The organism is Streptomyces harbinensis, assembly GCF_900116145.1.
Taxonomy (GTDB): Bacteria; Actinomycetota; Actinomycetes; order Streptomycetales; family Streptomycetaceae; genus Streptomyces; species Streptomyces carpaticus.
On record NZ_FPAB01000002.1, the window covers coordinates 156,387 to 171,512 of the forward strand.

General features: G+C 76.4%; 10 protein-coding genes. 5 read left to right on the plus strand and 5 right to left on the minus strand.

Going from position 1 to position 15,126, the window contains the following annotated elements; all coding sequences use genetic code 11:
- Window positions 1-4: 4 nt before the first annotated feature.
- Complete coding sequence (locus BM385_RS04925) at window positions 5-4,288, minus strand: LamG domain-containing protein (protein ID WP_093842298.1); 4,284 nt, start codon at window positions 4,286-4,288, stop codon at window positions 5-7.
- Window positions 4,289-4,509: 221 nt separating this feature from the next.
- Between BM385_RS04925 and BM385_RS26710 the strand changes: the two genes are divergently transcribed.
- A complete protein-coding gene (locus tag BM385_RS26710) occupies window positions 4,510-8,106 on the plus strand; it encodes an ATP-binding protein (RefSeq protein WP_139275144.1) in 3,597 nt (1,198 codons plus the stop codon).
- Here the strand turns inward: BM385_RS26710 and BM385_RS04935 are convergent.
- Entirely contained in the window at window positions 8,073-8,732 is a 660-nt protein-coding gene (locus tag BM385_RS04935) for a response regulator (protein ID WP_093842300.1), read from the minus strand. The genes BM385_RS26710 and BM385_RS04935 overlap by 34 nt on opposite strands.
- Window positions 8,733-8,870: 138 nt before the next feature.
- Here BM385_RS04935 and BM385_RS04940 point away from each other — a divergent pair, with 138 nt between their 5' ends.
- From BM385_RS04940 to BM385_RS04955, 4 genes are all read left to right on the plus strand, one after another.
- Window positions 8,871-9,224, plus strand: a complete 354-nt coding sequence (locus BM385_RS04940; RefSeq protein ID WP_019436502.1) for an antibiotic biosynthesis monooxygenase family protein — start codon at window positions 8,871-8,873, stop codon at window positions 9,222-9,224.
- A 140-nt stretch (window positions 9,225-9,364) separates the two neighbouring features.
- Window positions 9,365-10,270: an NADP-dependent oxidoreductase gene (locus BM385_RS04945; protein ID WP_093842301.1), complete on the plus strand. Its 906-nt coding sequence runs from the start codon at window positions 9,365-9,367 to the stop codon at window positions 10,268-10,270.
- 114 nt (window positions 10,271-10,384) lie between these two features.
- Entirely contained in the window at window positions 10,385-11,083 is a 699-nt protein-coding gene (locus BM385_RS04950) for an aspartate/glutamate racemase family protein (protein WP_093842302.1), read from the plus strand.
- Between the two features lie 96 nt (window positions 11,084-11,179).
- A complete protein-coding gene (locus BM385_RS04955; RefSeq protein ID WP_093842303.1) occupies window positions 11,180-12,034 on the plus strand; it encodes a phosphotransferase family protein in 855 nt (284 codons plus the stop codon).
- 60 nt (window positions 12,035-12,094) lie between these two features.
- Here the strand turns inward: BM385_RS04955 and BM385_RS04960 are convergent, their stop codons facing one another.
- The 3 genes from BM385_RS04960 to BM385_RS04970 all read right to left on the minus strand — a co-directional run bounded on the left by BM385_RS04960 (window position 12,095) and on the right by BM385_RS04970 (window position 15,126).
- Window positions 12,095-12,703, minus strand: a complete 609-nt coding sequence (locus BM385_RS04960; protein ID WP_019436498.1) for a hypothetical protein — start codon at window positions 12,701-12,703, stop codon at window positions 12,095-12,097.
- A gap of 87 nt (window positions 12,704-12,790) precedes the next feature.
- Window positions 12,791-14,029 (minus strand): ATP-grasp domain-containing protein, encoded by a 1,239-nt coding sequence (locus BM385_RS04965; RefSeq protein WP_093842304.1) that lies wholly within the window; start codon window positions 14,027-14,029, stop codon window positions 12,791-12,793.
- Entirely contained in the window at window positions 14,026-15,126 is a 1,101-nt protein-coding gene (locus BM385_RS04970; RefSeq protein WP_202803467.1) for a pyridoxal-phosphate dependent enzyme, read from the minus strand. Before BM385_RS04970 ends, BM385_RS04965 begins: the two co-directional genes overlap by 4 nt.

Genomic DNA, 15,126 nt, shown 5'->3' on the forward strand with positions numbered 1-15,126 from the left:
TCGGTCACGGGGTGCCGGGCACCTCGGTGGGCATCCCGGAGACCCCGGCGGCCAGTTCACCGATCTGTTCGGCCGTCAGCGGCCCGTCGAAGACCCACAGGTCGTCGACGGAGCCCGGCCAGTGCCCGCCCCACTCCCCGTCGGCCAGACCGCGGCCGGCCTGGAAGGAGGCGGTGGCGGGGAAGACCGTCACCTGGTCGGCCCAGGACTGCTCCTCGGTGCACTCCGGCAGCGGGTCCTCGGTGCACACCGTCTCGGCGAGCCGGCCGTTGACGTACAGCCGCAGCCGGTGGTCGAGGCCGTCGTAGGCGACCGCGACGTGGTGCCACTCGCGGACGTCGGAGGCCAGGCTGTTGCCGACCGTGACCACCCGGGCCTGCGGTGCGTCCCGCTCGGGCACGGTCACCTGCCAGCTGCCCCAGGCCGGATCGTGCGCGTCCGGCACGAAGCGCACGGTGAGGGCGCTGTGGTGCTCACCGGCCGCGCTGATCAGCGTCACCGGGCCGTCGGGGGCGGCGGCGGCCTGCGCCCAGGCCGCCACGGTGAAGCCGCGCGAGAGGTCGGCCGGGACGGTGGCGGTGTCGGCGTGCCCGGTGACCCCGTCGAGTTCGAGGGCGCCGAGGTCGACGAAGCCGTCACCGACGCCCGCGCCGCCGCGCAGCGTCAGCGCGTTGCCGGTGCCCGCAGCGTCCGGCGTGGTGCCGCCGGTGCCGCCGTCCGTGCCGGTCTCCTCGAACATCCAGCGGGCGGCGACGTCCACCGGCTGCTGGTGCAGCCGGCCGGCCTCGTAGCCGGTGACCACCCGGTCCCAGATCCGGACGTCGGCGATCTCACCGGGGAAGAACGACTTGACGACGTCGTCGTACCGCCCGGCGCCGAACTGCACCGGCCCGGTCGCGTGCCAGGCGCCGCCGAGTGCCACCCGGTCCGCCTGCCGGCCGTTCACATACAGCGTGAGGGTGTCGCTCACCTGGTCGTGCACGCCCAGCAGATGCGTCCACTCACCGACCCGGGCGCTCTCCCCGTCGGGCTGCATGGCCCGCACCGGGCGGCTGCCGGGGCCGTCGGCGCTGTACTGGTTGAACGCCCAGCGGTCGTAGGTCGCCGAGTAGTACAGCTCGAACCCGGGCCTGGCGTCCGACAGCTGGGTGGCGATCACCGCCGCCGCGTCCGGTGCGGTCTCCAGCCGGGCCCAGGCGGAGACCGAGAAGCTGCGGTCGGTCCGCACGGCGCCCGTGGTGGTACGGGCCAGGCCGTCCGTGCCGTTGAAGCGCACCGCGCGGTCGAACGGGCCCTCGGCGCCCGCCGTCACGCCGCCCTCGGCCGTGGCCGGCAGCGCCCGGGCGTCCCCGCCGACGCTGTCCGCGCCCGCTTCCTCGTCCAGCCCGAACACCGCGAGCGCCGGCAGCGCGGGCTCGGTGTCCAGCCGTTCCCCCGCGTACAGCCGCTCGACGGAGGCGGTGCCGTCGTGCACGGCGCCGCCCAGGAGCTGCACCTCGTCGACCTGACCGGGGAACCAGGACTTCTGCTCGGTGCCGTACCGGCCGACGCCGAGCTGCACCGGCCCGCGCGCGTCCCAGGCCGCCCGGTACGCCAGCGACCCGGCGAGCACCCCGTCGACGTACAGCCGCAGGGTCGCCCCGTCGTAGGACCCCACCAGATGGGTCCACTCGCCGGTGCGCACCTCGGTGCCGGCCAGCACCCGGGCCATCCGGTCGTCGTCCGGCGCGTCCTCCCGGTACTGGTTGAAGGCCCAGCTGTCCTGGGTGGCCGAGTAGTACAGCTCGAACCCGGGCCGGTGCGCTCCCGTCTGGGTGACGACGATGGCGGCGTGGTCGGGCTTGTGGTCCAGCCGGGCCCACGCCGACACCGTGAACGGCCCGCCGGTGTCCACCACCGGGCCGTCGGTCGCGGCGTACCCGCTGCTGCCGTCCAGCGCCAGCGCGGTGCCGCCGGCGGCGGGCGCCCCGGGCGCGCCGGTGGTGGCGCCCCCGTGCAGGGCGGCGGTGCGGGCCGGCGCCGAGGCGGCGAAGTGCTGCGTGCCCTCCGGCTCGTTCAGCTGCCAGGCCATCCGCTCACCGCTGCCGGTGCCCACCCGGAACTGGTAGGTGCGGATCTCCGAGAGGTTGCCGGCGGCGTCCAGCGCCTGGGCGGTGACCATGTGCACGCCGGGCCGGTCCGGCAGCACCTGGACGGTGGCCGGGGCCCCGGCGGTGGTGGCCACCCGGTTGGCCGGGTGCGGGTCGCCGTTCACGCCGTACCGGTAGGCGGTGATCGAGGGGTCGTCGGTGCTGAAGGTGAAGGTGCCGTACTTGCCGGTGCCGTCCCGCCACGGGTCCTGCGGATCCTCCGGGTCGGAGGCCGGGTACTGCGCCGAGCTGATCACCGGGGCCTGCGGCACGGTGGTGTCGTACACGAAGTAGCAGCCGGTGGGGGAGCCGTCGGAGGACCAGGGCCCGTAGTCCCGGCCGTCGTAGGGGCGGATGATCCAGTGCAGCGTCTCGCCCTGCGGGAGGCCGGCGGGCATGGTCACCGCGTGCTGCGAACCGGACGCCTTGGCCGTGGTCAGACCGGAGTTCCACAGGATCTCGGACCCGCGCTTGATCTGGACCTGCACCCGGACGCTGTCACCGTCGGGGTCGGTGACGCCGGCGGCCCGCAGCTGGCCCAGGGTACGGACGCCGACCGGGTCGGCGGGCCCCCGGCAGGTGCCGCCGTACTCCATCGTCAGCTGCGCCATGGGGATCTGCCGGGGCGGCCGGTTGTACTCCACCCGCAGATGGGCGTTCTTGTGGAACCGCTTCCAGTGGTACGGGCTGGTCTCGTTGCCCGCCCGCAGCCCGAAGGTCATGGTGGACGTCCGGCTGTCGGCGGCCTGCTGCACGGCGGCGCGGATCGGGAACTCGGCGTCCCCGGCGGGCTTGCAGCCGGACAGCCCGCTGCCGTAGTTGAAGGACTCGGTGCGCAGCCGCTCGATCCAGAACCCGGAGGCGTTCTGCGTGTTCCAGTTGGTGCTGCTGGAGATGGCCTTGGTGCGCCACAGCTCCACGGGGTGGTTGGAGCACTGGGCGGAATGCACGTTGCGGACCACGAACTCGGCGCTCAGGACGCGGGTGCCGGCGAAGCGCGAGGTGTCCATCCGGTACATCAGCCGCTTCACGTCGCCGGAGGTGCAGCCGGACCAGCCGGTGCAGTTGCCCAGGCCCTCGTCGTTCTTCCCGTTGAACTGCCAGTAGCGGGTACCGGGGTACGCCTTGGAGGTCATCGTCCAGGCGGAGGCGCGCGGCGAGTGCCACTGCGGGTCGATGAACACCGGGTAGCTGGTGTCCTCGCCGGTGAGCAGTTCGGCGGCGGGGGTGAGGACCAGGGCGGAACCGCCGTCGGCGACCTCGACCCCGAGTTCCGCGATCCGGGACGCGGCGCCCGGACCCTCGGCGGCGGACGGCGGGGCCGTCCCGTCCTCCGTGGCGGCCACCCGGGCGGCGGCCTCCTCCGCGTCCGGCTGCCCCGAGTCCCACATCAGGGGCGCCGGTGCCTCGAAGACGGTGCCCCCGGCCCCCGCGTCGGTGGCGGCCAGTCCGCCGTCGGCGGTCACCGCCACCGTCATGCCCTCGGCCGCCAGGCCGAACCGCAGCTGTTCCAGCTCGGGATGGGCGGCGGCCTCCGGCGAGGAGACCACCAGCAGGGACAGGAACCCGTCGGGGACGGCGGTCAGCCGCAGCTCCACACCCGGCAGGATCTCCGGATAGTGGGCGGTGGGGCCGGCCAGCCGGGGCTCGGGCAGCGGACGCGGCCAGGACAGCGCCAGCTCGCGGCCGTTGCGGGACAGCCGCACCAGTGTGGTGTCGCCGCCCGGTGAGAAGGCGAGACCGACGGTGGAGGCGACCGGTCCGACCGTGCCGTCGGCGCGGACGGCCAGATCCAGGTCGACGGCCCGCCACTCGCCGCCGGCCCTGGTCCACACCGGAGTGACGTACTCGCGGGCCTCCAGCGTCCCGTGCGGAGTGGCGAAGACCTCCCGGGTCTCGCCGCGCAGCGCGAGCACCTCCACCGGTTCCCCGGAGGCGCGGGCCGCCGCCAGGGCGGTGCTCTCCGCGCTCTCCTCCGCCACCGACGGGTCGTAGCCGGCGCCCGCCTCGGCCGCCTCGGCCGCCTCGGCCGTCCGACCGGACGCCGGGTCGGCGGCCGACGCGGGCGGCGGGCCCGCCAGCGCGGTCAGCCACAGCGCCGCGCAGATCGCCGTCGTCAGTGCGGCGCGCCGTCCCCGCCGTGAGCCCCCTGGCCCCATCCTGTCCCCCTGTGCGGTGTGAACCGCGGTCGTGAACTGCCCCAACAGGGCCCGCACCAGGGCGGTGCGGGCACCCTTGCTCCTTCCTCCGGGCACGAGATGACCGGAGGAAGGAGAAAACATGAAGAAAAATTGGTCGTCAGGACCGTAGCCGCAGTTGATACGCGGCGGTGACGGTCATTCGACCCACACGGATACGGCGCCTCCCGACCATGGGCCGGGTGATCCTTTCAACCGACGCCGCCGAGACGGCGTTCACCGCCCTGTGCGCGGAATGGGCCGCCCGGCTGCGGGCCCTGGTGATGTGCTGCTGCGCCCTGCTCGGCGTGGCTGCTCCGCCCGCCGCGCACCCGGTGGCCGCCGGTGCGGCGGCACTGGCCGTGGTGTGGAGCGGTCTGCACGCGGCGGCGGTGCGCCGGGTGCCGCTCTCCCGGCCGCTCGCGGTGGCCGATCTCGGGGCGCTGTGCGCCCTGTGCCTGAGCCAGGGTGCGGTCCCGCCGGCCTCGTCCGCCTGGATACCGGTGGCGGTCGGCGTCGCCGTGGCGGGCGCGCAGCTCACTCCGTCGCGCGCCGTTGGAGCGCTGGTCGCGGTGGTGACGGCGGGGGCCGGGGCCGCCGGTGTACTGCTGGGCCGGGCGGACGGCGGGTGGCCGGCGCTGGCCCAGGCGGGCTGGCTGCTGGTACAGGCGGCGGTGGCCCGAGCGGTGTACGAGACGGTGCTGCGCCGCTGCCGGGAACGGGACGCGGCCGAGGCGGCGGCCGACGGGGAACGGCTGCGCCGGGAGACGGCGGAGGCCGGACACCGGGCCGAACGCCGTTTTCTGGCCACGCTGCACGACACCTCCTGCGCCACGCTGCTCCTGGCCGCGGACCCCCGCTCCGGGATGGACCCCCGGGAGCTGCGGGCCCAGGCGGCCCGAGACCTCGCCCTGCTCGGCGCGACCCCGGACGGCTCGGGCGCCGGGGAGGAGGGAGAAGCGATGGAAGCCGGGGAGAGTGGGGCGGCCGGATCGGCCGGATCGGCCGGATCGACCGGGGCGGCTGGGGCGACGGGGGCAGCTGGGACGGCCGGGGTGACGGAGGCAGCCGGGGTGGCCGGGGTGACGGAGGCAGCCAGTGTGGCCGGGGCGGCCAGGGCGACGGGGGCAGCTGGGACGGCCAGGGCGACGGGGGCAGCCGGTGTGGCTGGGGCAGCAGGGGCGGCCGGGGCGACGAGGGTGGCTGAGACGGCCGGACCGACCGGACCGACCGGACCGACCGGACCGACCGGGGCGGTCGGAGCGGCTGGGGTGGCCGGGGCGACGGGGGCGGTTGGGGCGATCGGACCGGCCGGGGCAGCCGGTGCGGCCAGGGCCACAGGGGTGGCCGGGCCGATCGGGGCAGTTGGGGCGATCGGACCGATTGGGGCGGCTGGGGCGACCGGGACCACAGGGGCGACGGGGGCGGCCGGGCCGATCAGGGCGGCCAGGGCAACGGGGGTGGCTGGGGCGACCGGATCGACCGGGGCGGCTGGGGCAGCCGTGGCAGCCGGGCCGGCCCGGGACAGTGACGAGACCACGCCCGCCCCCGGGACACCGCTGGCCGCCGCCCTCGCGGCCGAACTGCGCGGCCGGCGCCTGCGGGTGATCTCCGCGCTGGACCCCGGTCTGGGCTCCGTCCCGGCACCGGCCGCCCAGGCGCTGTGCGGCGCCGTGGGTGAGGCGCTGCGCAACACCGCCCGCCACGCGGGGGTGCGCACCGCACATCTGCGCGCGGTGCGCGACGGCTCGGGGGTCACCGTCACCGTGACGGACGACGGCGTCGGCTTCGACCCCGAGCGCGTCCCCGCGGGCCGGCGCGGGCTGTCCCACTCGGTGACCGAGCGCATGGCGCTGGCCGGTGGCACCGCCCACGTCGTATCCCGCCCGGGACGGGGCACCGAGATCCGGCTGCACTACGCCCCGCCCGCGGACCGGCCGGCCGAGGACCCCGGCCCGCCGGGGCCGCGGGCCGGATTGCCGCGGGTTCCGGGGCGTCGGCGGCGCGCGGAGGCGGCGGGCCGCCGTACCGAGACGGCGGACGCGGCGGGCCGCCGAACTGAGACAGCGGACGCCCCGCGCCGGTCGCCGCGCCACGGGAGGCCGGAGGCCCGGCCCACCGGGGCGTGGACTGGAAACGCCGGGACCGGAGGCATCGGAACCGGAGGCGGGGGGACCGCACCGGCGGGGCGCGGCCCCGCGCGCGGTACCCGGGCGCCGGGCGCGCCGCGGCGGCCGGACCGTGTCCAGCCCGGCCGGCGGCCGTTCGGGACACCGGCGCGAGGCCGTCCGGACCGGGACGCCGCCGCACCGCCCGGCCCTCCCGCCGGGGCACCGGACGCCGGGCAGCGGAGCCGGACGCGGGCGAACCGGTTGCCGGCCGGTACGGTCCTCGCCTCCCTCCGGGCCGGTGCGGGTCGTCGGCGGGTTCGGCCGCTGGCCGGTACGGTCCTCGCTCTCCTCCGGGCCGGTGTGGGCTGCAGGCGGGTTCGGCTGCCGGCCGGTACGGTCCTCGCTCTCCTCCGGGCCGGTGTGGGCTGCAGGCGAGCCCGGCCGCCGGCCGGCACAGTCCCCGCCCCCCTCCCGGCCCGTGCGGGCTGGCGGCGTGCCCGGGCGTGCCCGGGACCCCCGCGCGTCCGTGGTACGCGCCGGCCGCACCCGGCGGGCCCCGGCGTCGTCGCGGCTCTGTCCCTGGGGCTCGCGTTGCCCGTGCTCCTCCACCACCTCCCGCCGCACCCCGCGCCCGGGCCGGAACCCCTCGTCCTCGCCCTCCTCCTCGCCACCTGGCTGCCGGCCCTTCTGGCCCGGACCGCACCCGCACCCGCCCGCACCGCCGCCCGGCGCCGCGCCGCACCGGTCCTGACCCTGGCCCTGACCCGGGCCCTCACTCTGACCCTGTTCCTCACCCTCACCGCCGCCGTCCTGCTCCCGCTGTCCGGTGGCGGACACCCGGCGGGCGCCGCGCTCGGGGCCCTGCTCACGGCGGGCTGGCCGGCGGTGCTCCTGCTCCCGGACCGTGGGCGGCCCGCCCTCCTGTGCGGCGCGGTGGCCCATCTCGTCCACGCGGGCGCCCACCTGTGGCCCGCCGGAGCCCCGGACCACCGGACGACGGACGGACTGGTCCTCGGCGCGCTCACCCTGCTCACCGTCCAACTGGGCTGCGCCGCCCTCGGCCTCCTGCTGCGCGCCCGCCTCGCCGCTGCCCGGGACCGAGCCGCCCGCCGGCAGCACGCACACCGCCGGGCGCTGATCGGCGCCCGGCTCCGCAGCGACCGGCTGGCGTGCCGGGCCGCGCTGTCCCGTACCACCGTGCCGCTCCTCTCCGCCCTCGCGGACGGCCGGCTGGACATCGCGGACCCGGACGTACGGCACCGGTGCGCCGTGGAGGCCGCCCGGCTGCGCCGGCTGTTCGCCGAGCACGACAACACCGGCGACCCGCTGGTGCACGAGGTACTGGCCTGTGCCGAGGGTGCCGAACGCCGGGGCGCCTCCGTCGCCCTGGCGGTGCGCGGGGCCCCCGTGCCGCTGCCCCGGCCGGTGCGCCGGGCGCTGACCGAGCCCGCCCTGCTCGCGCTGGCCCTCACCCGGCGGACCGCCCGGGTGACCGTGGTGCGCGACCCGCGGGAGGTCCGGATCGCCGTCGTCACCGATCACCCGGGCGAACCGCCCGCCGTGCCACCGCTCCCGGACGGCCGGGCCGGGCCCCGGGTGCGGGTGACCGTGCTCGCCGGGGACGGCCGGCTGTGGCTGGAGGCGGTGTGCCCGGTTCACAGCTCGTCGAGCGAGACCAGCCCGTCCTGAACCGCCCGCGCCACCAGATGAGCCTTGGTGGACGCGGGCCGGCCCGCGTTGGCGTACTTGATCCGCACCCGGTCCAGATAGGTGTTCACGGTCCGGACCGAGATGCCCAGCCGCTGGGCCACCAGCAGCTTGGACTCGCACTGGAACCAGGCGCGCAGCACGTCGATCTCCCGCCGGGCCAGCGCCGGCCGCCCCGGACGCCGGTCGCCGATGAGCGCACCGGCCAGCGCGGGCGGCGTGTACGGCAGCCGCGCCGCGGCGGCACGGGTGGCGGCCACCAGGTGGTCCGCGCCCTCGGCCTTGGTGAGAAAGCCGACGGCGCCCAGGTCGAGGGCGGTCAGGGCGGCGTCCTCGGTGTCCAGCACGGTGTAGACGATCACCGCCCGGCCTTCGGCCACCAGCTCCCGCAGGAGGCCGAAGCCGGGCCCGGCCGGGCTCAGCTGGAGGTCCAGGACCACCACGTCCGCCTCCCGGCCCGGCCCGTGGAGGGCGGCGGAGCGGTCCGGCCCGGCGGCGAGCACCCGCACGGGTGGGTCGGCGGCGGCGTACCAGGCGGCGATGCCGGCCGCCACCACCGGATGGTCGTCGATGACGGCGACCGTCACGACGGGGGACTGCGGTGTCATCGGTGCGGGGTTCCTCTCCGGGCCGGCCGGCCTCGAATGTACGTGCTGCCGCCCCGCCGGGCGCCACCCGGGCGCCGAGATCGGATGCGGGTGCGAAAGCACTGGATCGCCGGGTGCGCACCCCCGTACGGTGGCGCCATGAGTGATCACTCCGACGCACCTGTCGCACCCATCGGGGCGTTCGAACCCCCGTACTACGTCGCCGTGTTCAGCACCATCCGCACCCAGGAGCAGGACGGCTACCGCGAGACGAACGCGCGCATGGAGGAACTGGTGCGGGCCGTCCCCGGGTTCCTCGGGATGGACCACGCCCAGACGCCCGGCGGGCTCGGCATCACCGTCGGGTACTTCCGTGACGCCGACGCCCTCGCCCAGTGGCGGACCAACGAGGAGCACCGCGCGGCGCAGCGGCGCGGCCGGGCCGAGTGGTACGAGAGCTACACCCTGCACATCGCGAAGGTGGAACGCAGCCACGGATACACCCGGGGGTAGGCCCCGCGCCCGGCCGGACCGTACCCGTGCCACCGGCTCGCTCCGCTCCCCGGGGCCCGCGCGGCTTGCAGCTGACACCGGCGTCAGCTTCTAGCGTGAGGGCGAACGGCCGGCCCGGCCGCGGAACAAGGGAGAACGTCATGCGCGCAGCGCGCTATCACGAGTACGGCGGTGTGGAGACCCTCGTCGTCGAAGAGGCACCGGAGCCGCATCCGGGGCCGGCGGAGATCCGCGTCCGGGTCGCGGCGGCCGGGGTCAACCCCGTCGACTGGAAGGTGCGTTCCGGAGCGGTGCGCGCGCTGCTCCCCGTGGAACTGCCCGCGATTCCCGGCCGCGAGGCCGCCGGGGTGGTCGACGCGATCGGGGCGGACGTGCGCGGGGTGAGCGTCGGTGACCGTGTCTTCGGACTGGGCGGTGTCACCGGCGCGACGGCGGAGCTGGCCGTCCTCTCGGCCTGGGCCCGGACGCCCGCACCGTGGACCGACGAGCAGGCCGCCGGGGCCGCTCTGGCCTCGGTGACCGCGATGGGCGGGCTGAAGGTGCTCGGCCCACTGCGGGGGCGCACCCTGCTCATCGAGGGCGCGGCCGGAGGGGTGGGCAGCGCCGCGGTCGAGATCGCGGTGGCCCGGGGCGCCACGGTGATCGGGACGGCGAGCGAGCGCAATCACGCGTTCCTCGGCTCGCTCGGGGCCGTGCCCACCACCTACGGCGCCGGTCTCGCCGAGCGCGTCGCCGCGCTGGCGCCGGGCGGCGTCGACATCGCGCTGGACACGGCGGCCTCCGGCTCACTGGCCGACCTCGTCTCCGTCGTGGGCGACCCCGCCCGGGTGGTGACGGTCGCCGACCACACCCGCGCGCCGGGCCTGGGGGTGGTGGTGGCCAACGCCGAGAACGACCCCGCGTTCCTGGCCGAAGCGGCCGAACTCGGCGCTCAGGGGCGCTACACGCCGCGCGTCGAGCGCGCCTGGCCGCTCGCCCAGCTGGCACAGGCGCACGCCCACGCCGAGCGCGGCCACACCCGGGGAAAGCTGGTGATCCGGATCTGAGCGTCCGGCCCCCGCCGGCCCCCGCCGGCCCCCGGCGCGCGGGGAAACCGGTTGCCTCCCGCCGCCCCCGACGCGCAGAATCGGCACCTCACAGCGGACGCGTCAGGAGGCACCGTGCGGACGATCGGCCTGATCGGTGGCATGAGCTGGGAATCGACGGCCGGGTACTACCGGGCGCTGAACGAGCTGACCCGGGAGCGGCTCGGCGGCCTGCACTCCGCCCGCTGCGTGCTGTACTCGGTGGATTTCGCCGAGATCGCCCAGCTCCAGGCCGCGGGCCGCTGGCAGGAGGCCGGCGAGATCCTGGCCGGCGCCGCCCGGGCGCTGGAGCGGGCGGGCGCCGACCTGGTGCTGATCTGCGCCAACACGATGCACAAGGTCGCCGATCAGGTCACCGCCGCGGTGTCCGTGCCGCTGCTGCACCTGGCCGACGCCACGGCCGAGGCGGTGCGGGCGGCCGGGGTGAGCGAGGTCGGGCTGCTGGGCACCGCGTTCACCATGGAGCAGGACTTCTACCGGGCGCGCCTGGAGACACACGGTCTGAAGGTACGGGTCCCGGACGCGGAGGATCGCGCCCTCGTCCACCGCGTCATCTACGACGAACTGTGCCGCGGGGAGGTACGGGACGCCTCCCACGAGGCGTTCCGCGAGGTGATCGGGCGGCTCGTCGAGGAAGGGGCGGAGGGCGTCATCCTCGGCTGCACCGAGTTGGAACTGCTCATCGGGCAGTCCGACAGCCCCGTACCGGTCTTCCCCACCGCCCAACTGCACGCCGAGGCCGCCGTCGCCGCCGCCCTGGCCCCCGAGGCGTAACGGCGCCCGCACCCCCGCCGGTTGCCGGCCGGGGCGGGCCGGCCCCGTACCCCCGGACGCGGAACGACCACCCCAGCGAGAGGAGACCGGGCGAGCATGGACCGCCCCCACGCCCGGCGCGCGCGTGCCGCCGCCCTGTCGATCGCCGCGTCACTCGGCCTGCCGGCGGCGGAGGCGATCGTGCTGCGCGACTCCAACAAGCTCACGCTGCGGCTGCTGCCCTGCGACGTACTGGCCCGGGTCGCCCCCGAAGCCGAACAGGTCGCGCACACCGAGGTGGAGCTGGCGCAGCAACTGACGGCGGCCGGAGCCCCGGTGGCCGCGCTCGATCCGCGGGTGCCGCCCCGGGTGTACGAACGGGACGGCTGGGTCGTCACCTTCTGGACGTACTACGCGCCCACCGCCGGCACCGGCGTCCCGCCGGCCGGCTACGCCCGGGCGCTGGAACGCCTCCACGCCGGCCTGCGCACGCTCGACGTCCCGGCACCGCACTGGACCGAGCGGGTCGGACGGGCGCTGCACCTGCTGGACGACCACGACCTCACCCCGGCGCTCGCCGACCGGGACCGGGACCTGCTCACCGGCACCCTGCGCGATTTGAGCCGGGCGATCCGCGCACACGGCGCCCCCGTCCAGCCGCTGCACGGCGAGCCGCACCCGGGCAATCTGCTCGCCACTCGCGGCGGACCGCTGTTCATCGATCTGGAGACGGTCTGCACCGGGCCCGTCGAGTTCGACCTCGCCCACGCCCCCGAGGCCGTCGCCGCGCACTACCCGGGCGTCGACCACGCACTGCTGCGCGACTGCCGGACGCTGGTCCTGGCCGTCGTCACCACCTGGCGCTGGGACCGGGACGACCGGTACCCGGACGGACACCGGCTGGGCACCGAGTGGCTGGGCCGGCTCCGGGTGGCCCGCGAGGGCGGCGGCCCGGACACCGGCGGGGCGTAGGCCGCCGCCGGGGCGCCGGATCGTCGGGGACCGCGATCGCCTTCGTCCGCGGAAGGGACGTCAGGCACCGTCCGGGCCCGCCGTCGCGCCCGCGGGCCGGCCGGCCGCCGCCGCGATGCCCGGTGTACCGCAGACGATGTACCAGACCGTCGTGGACCACAGGATCGCCGCGCATCCCAGGCCGCACAGGGCCAGCACTCCGGACACCTGCGCGCCGGCGAGAGCGGCGACGCAGCCGATGACGCCGACGCCGACCAGCAGGGTCGCCGTCCACCGGTACTCCGGGCGTCCGAACGGGCGGGCCAGCGGGTAGAAGTGGGCGCCGACCACGAGGGTGACGAGGGCCGGGATCCAGTGCTGCCGGCCGGTGCCGACCCCGATCGCGACGACGGCCGCGATACCGGCGGCCTGCGCGGCGTTGCTCCAGCGGAAGGTGGAGGCGGCGCGTTCGTAGGACTCCCGGCCGCCGGAGTTGTCGAGACGGCGGACGGCGAAGACCCCCAGCGCCACGGCAATGGCGAGGCCGGTGGCGACGGCGGCGGCCCGGGTGGCGGTGCCGTCCCCGAGGGCGAGGGCTCCGACCATCCACCAAACGGTGCCGAAGAAGGTCAGGATCACGCCGGAGCCGAGCGTGCCGTGCTGGGGCCGGAGCGGAAGAAGCGCGCGCATGGCAGTCATTCCATCGTATGGCAGCTCCGTCGGCGCGGCTGGGGTTGCGCGGGTGGCCTGCTGCCCGCGCACCGGGCGCCACGCCGCTCAGGCCGGTGGCGCGGCGGCGGGCGGGCCGAGCAGGGGGCGGACGCTGCCGGCCGCGCTGAGGGCGCGGTGCAGGGCGAGTTCGGCCGTGGGGCCCTCGGTGAGCAGGATGCCGGTGCATGCGCGCTGGTCCGTCAGCGCCGTGATCCGGTCGCCCGGGGCCAGGGTTGGATACCAGCGCGGGTCGCCGGGGAAGGCCGCCAGGCCGTCGAGTCCCTGCCAGCCGGCCAGCGTTCCGGTGCCGGGCGCGTACACCAGCACGAAGCCGCAGGCCGGGCCCGCTGCCGGGGGCGCGTCCAGCAGCGCCGGGCGGCGGCCCAGCGCGATGTCGATCTCCGCCGTGTACACATTGGTGCCCAGCCGCCGGCACAGCGCCTCGCCGACCAGCGCGCCGCCGATCCGGCGGTTGATCTCGACGAGTTCGGGGCCCTCGGTGGTCCGGACGAACTCGGTGTGCGCGAACCCGGCGTCGTGGCCCACCGCCGCCAGCAGCCCGCCCACCCACCGTTCGAGCCGCGCGTGGCCGGCGGCGTCCAGCGCCACGGGGAAGGCGGCGGCCTCCTCCCGGACGGCGGGTTCGGGCGACATCTGCCGGCTGGTGACCCCCAGCAGCGTGGTGTGCCCGGCCCAGGTCAGCGTCTCCGCGCTGTACACGGGGCCGCTCAGGAACGGTTCGGCCAGCAGCCCGCCCTTCAGCGGGACGCTCGCGGCCTCGGCGAGGGCGGCCCGCAGGGACGGTTCGTCGCGCACCGGCCACACCGCGCGCGAGGAGGTGCCGGCGGTGTCCTTGAGCACGGCCGGCAGCCCCACCGCGCGCAGCACGCCGGACGCGGCGGCCGGGTACGGGGCCGCCACCCGGTGCGCCGGTACCCGGCCGATCCCCAGGCCGTGCAGGACGGTACGCACCCGGTACTTGTCGCGGACCAGCCGGACCGCCGCCGGGTCCGGCCCCGGCAGGCCGAGCGCGGCGGCGGCGTCCGCGCCGGTGACGCCGAAGGTGTCGGTGGAGTTGATCAGCCCCGCGAGGTCCGGGACGGCGCCGAGCGCCGTGACGCAGGCGGCGGTGTCCAGGGTGTCGACATCGACGATGTCCAGGGCGTCCGGCGGCAGCCGGTCCAGCTCGTGGCGGTAGACGGCGCGGTCCCGGGTGAGCAGGCACAGCCGGTGCCCGGACTCCCGGGCGGCCGTGACGAGCCGGCCCAGGCCGAAGGTGAGCAGTTCGAGTGCGGCGATCGTCATACGGCGCCCTCCTGGCGGTCGGCCGGGCGCGGGCCGGCGGCGGGGGAGTGGGGGCCCGGCCCCGGGCCGTGGCGCCGGCGCCGCCACTCCATGACGGACCAGGGCGGGGCGAGGTCGGCGAGATCGGTGATCTGGTGGGGTTTCAGCGCGCGCGGGTCCGGCAGCTCCCGGTGCCGGGCGAACGCCCGCTCGGTGTACCGGTGGCCGGTGTCCGGGCCGATGACCAGGAAGGACTGCCCGGGATGGCGCGCCGCCTCCCAGGTGGCGGCCAGATAGGCGGCGCCGGTGGACAGTCCGGCGAACACGGCGTGGTCGCGCAGCAGTCCGACCGCCCCGGCGGTGGCGTGCCGGAAGTCGGTCCAGTGCACCGTGTCGTACAGCTCGTGGCGTACGTTCCCGAACGGGATCGCGCTGCCGATCCCGGCGATGATCGCCTCCGGGTCCTGGAAGCGGTCGCTGCCGAAGGTGACGCTGCCGAACGGCTGGAGCCCCACCAGCCGCACCGCCACGCCCCGCTGCCGCAGCGGCAGGACGAGCCCGGCGGTGGAGGCGCCGGTGCCGACCGCGCCGACGACGGTCAGCTCGGTGACCGGCAGCGCGGCGGCCACCAGATCGGCGAACTCGCGGTACCCGGCGTAGTGGACGGCGTCGTGGTACTGGCGCATCCAGTACAGTCCCGGCCGTCTCCGCAGCAGGTCGCGGACGCGCCGCACCCGGCGCTCCTGGTCCAGCCGCAGATCGTCCGAGGGCGGCATCTGCTCGACCGTGGCGCCCAGGATCTCCAGCTGGAGGCGGAGCGTCGTGTCCACGGTGGTGGACGCCACGATGTGGCAGCGCAGTCCGTAGCGGTGACAGGCCATCGCCAGGGCCAGCGCGTAGATGCCGCTGGAACTGTCGACGACGGTCTGCCCCGGTGTGAGGGTGCCGCGCTCCAGCAGGGTGCGGACCGCGCCGAGGGCGGCGTACACCTTCAGGGTCTCGAAGCGGGCCAGCACGGTGTGCGGGCCGAGCCGGATCAGATCGGGGGCCTTGACGGCGTCCGTGACATGCGGGTGGACGGGTACGGGCGCGGGACGGGCGGGGGGACGGGCCGGCAC